Here is a 2,694-nt window from a genome sequence, read left to right as displayed (position 1 = left end):
ACTGGGGACTGGGGACTGGGGACTGGGGACTGGGGACTGGGGACTGGGGACTGGGGACTGGGGACTGGGGACTGGGTAATCAATTTTATAAGAAAATGGGCTGAAAACCCTTGAGGTTGAGTTTTGGAGGGTGGCGGAAAAGTTTTAGCTATTTTGACTTTCAAACCTACCTTCCGCACCCTAAACTGTCACACAACGAAGATTGACCGTTTGGGGATTTGAGATTGGCGAACTGCTTGCAGCAGCGCTTCGCTATCGCCACGTAAGATTATTTCATTTACCCGTCTTCCTTGTCTGGTAAAGGATACAGAGTTTCCAAATAAGAAATTAATTTTGCACAGGTACTTACCAATTACCAATTACCAATTACCAATTACCAATTACCAATTACCAATTACCAATTACCAATTACCAACTACCAACTACCAATTACCAATTACCTCTGGATGTGCTGCTAACCAATGGTCAATATCCCAAAGTAACTGTTGGGGAATTTCCCAGGGGAAAAGGTGGGCGGTATTGGGGTAACATTGCCAATGAGAGTTTGTAAGGTGTTTTGCTGTTTCTAAGCTAGAATCAGCTGTAATGTGACGGTCTTCAGATCCAGCCAGTACCAAACTCGGACATGAGATTTTTTCCAAGTCTGAAAGTCGATTGTAACCTGCTTTAATGGCGCTATAAAGAGCGCGAGCAGCATAGCTAGAGGTTTGTAAATAAGCTTGTAGGGCTTCCCTGGCAATGTAACCGTAAGCGGTGGGTGTATGTTGTTGAATTAAATAACGAAAGAGCGATCGCTTGCCAAAAGTTTCAATATTCCAAGACCAACCAGGTTTAATATAGTTTAATATTCCCGCTACACCAGTATAAAGATTATCTTGCCAAGAGATAGGCGGATGATTGCCCCAAGGTCTAGCTGAGGTGGCGATTAAAATCATTCCTGTGACTCGCTGTGGTAAACGCAATGCTAATTCCATCGCCAAAATGCCACCCAGTGACCATCCCAATACAAGGCATTTTTCTATCTGAAAACGGTCTAGGAGAGCTTCTAAATCGTCCAAATGGTCTTGCATATCAAAATTGATATTGCAGCGGCTTTTACCGTATCCGCGCAAATCTGGGGCAATGGTTTGAAAACGTTTTGATAGATGATGAGTAAAAACAGAAAGACTACGGCCAGAACCAGGATGTCCGTGTAAACCGAGTATGGGAAATCCTTGACCTTGGATGTAAACGTTAAGAGGTAATTTATAATTCATAATTCATAATTCATAATTCATAGGGAATAGGAAATGGGTAATTGGTAAAAGTCTTTCCCAGTCCCCAGTCCCCAGTCCCCAGTCACCTGTTAGCTGTCACCTCTCTCCAAAATACTCTCAATTTCTGATAACTGAACAGGTCCAGTCACATTCTTGCTATTGATAATAAAAGAAGGTGTACCAGAAAGACCCAATTTATAAGCCATTTGTAAGTCTTGTTGAATTGCTTTATCTGCTAAATTGCGATCGCGTTTAAATTGTGCTAAGTCTAAATTGAGATTTTTCGCAATATCTAAATATAAACTTTCTCCCAGTTGTTTTTGATTCGTAAACAAAGCATCATGATATTGCCAAAATTTACCTTGTTGATATGCTGCCCAAGCTGCTTTAGCTGCTGGTAATGCTTGGTCATGAATTTGCACCAAAGGGAAATGTTTATAAACTAAGGTGAATTGATTAGGATATTTTGCTAATAAATCTTTGAGAGTTTTATTTGCTTCGGCACAATAGGGACATTCAAAATCAGAAAATTCAATTAATACAGTTTTTAATTGAGTCGAACCTGTGGTGGGAAAATCGCCTATGATAGCTTTAGTATTTGTTCTGAAATCTTGTAAAAATCCCTGTCTTGCTTGTTGAACTTTTTGTTGCTGTTCTTCCTGATATGCTTGCACACTTTCGATAATTGCTTTGGGATTTCGACGGATAATTTCTAATACTTGCTGTTCTAGTTTGGGGTCAATTTTCGTGTCAGCTTGGGCTGGAAGTGACCAGCTAATAGTCAAAAATATTAAGCTGGTAATTGCCAAAATGCGGAGTTTGTGAAAAATTTTCATCATGGTAATATCTTATGCGGATAGATAAACACTTTCTTAGATTACTAGATATTGGTGATAATGATAGCATGATACAAAAAAATTATTTTTGGTAATTTCGATGGGTATTTTTTAGGGTATAATATATTAAATTTATATCATCAGTAATGCACACAGATACAATATTTTACCAGATTTTTCTCACTTTCCATACTTTACTATTTGAACTTCTGGGAGAACCGACAGAAAAAGCAGAAGGTTACAAATTCACATCTGTAGAAGTGAAGGAAAAAGCCTTTAGATTTGATGGTATATTTATGCCAGATAGTGGAGAAAAACCGATTTATTTTGTGGAGGTGCAATTTCAACCAAAACAGGAATTTTACTGGGAATTTATTACAGAAATCAACATTTACCTCAATCAATATAAACCTCAGCAAGATTGGCAAGCGGTGGCTTTGTTTGCTAAACGTAGTTTAGATGTGGAAGTATTAACTAATTAGGGGTTGCTGAGAAAGTCTTTCCGTGAGGGCATAGGAGTCAGGAGTCAGGAGTCAGGAGTCAGGAGAAGATTTGAAAATTTCTTTGCCATCTCTTGAAATCCCAAAAAATGCACACTTTTT

General features: G+C 38.8%; 4 protein-coding genes. 2 read left to right on the top strand and 2 right to left on the bottom strand.

Annotated features, from left to right (window positions below):
- Positions 1-326: 326 nt before the first annotated feature.
- Positions 327-458, top strand: coding sequence for an alpha/beta hydrolase (locus FFR48_RS29790; protein ID WP_236104207.1), 132 nt, complete (start codon positions 327-329; stop codon positions 456-458).
- On the opposite strand, the gene FFR48_RS27000 is transcribed toward FFR48_RS29790, so the two are convergent.
- Positions 423-1,256 carry an alpha/beta fold hydrolase gene (locus FFR48_RS27000; RefSeq protein ID WP_137669477.1) on the bottom strand — a complete coding sequence of 278 codons (834 nt, stop codon included), beginning with the start codon at positions 1,254-1,256 and terminating at the stop codon, positions 423-425. The genes FFR48_RS29790 and FFR48_RS27000 overlap by 36 nt on opposite strands.
- Before the next feature lie 89 nt (positions 1,257-1,345).
- On the bottom strand, positions 1,346-2,095 hold the full coding sequence (locus FFR48_RS26995; protein WP_137669476.1) for a DsbA family protein: 750 nt from the start codon (positions 2,093-2,095) through the stop codon (positions 1,346-1,348).
- A gap of 143 nt (positions 2,096-2,238) precedes the next feature.
- Between FFR48_RS26995 and FFR48_RS26990 the strand changes: the two genes are divergently transcribed.
- Positions 2,239-2,574: a DUF2887 domain-containing protein gene (locus FFR48_RS26990; RefSeq protein WP_236104206.1), complete on the top strand. Its 336-nt coding sequence runs from the start codon at positions 2,239-2,241 to the stop codon at positions 2,572-2,574.
- The last annotated feature ends 120 nt before the right edge of the window (positions 2,575-2,694 follow it).

The sequence above is a fragment of the Sphaerospermopsis reniformis genome, from assembly GCF_005402885.1.
Classification (GTDB): domain Bacteria; phylum Cyanobacteriota; class Cyanobacteriia; order Cyanobacteriales; family Nostocaceae; genus Sphaerospermopsis; species Sphaerospermopsis kisseleviana.
This window is presented reverse-complemented; position numbering and strand designations above follow the sequence as displayed.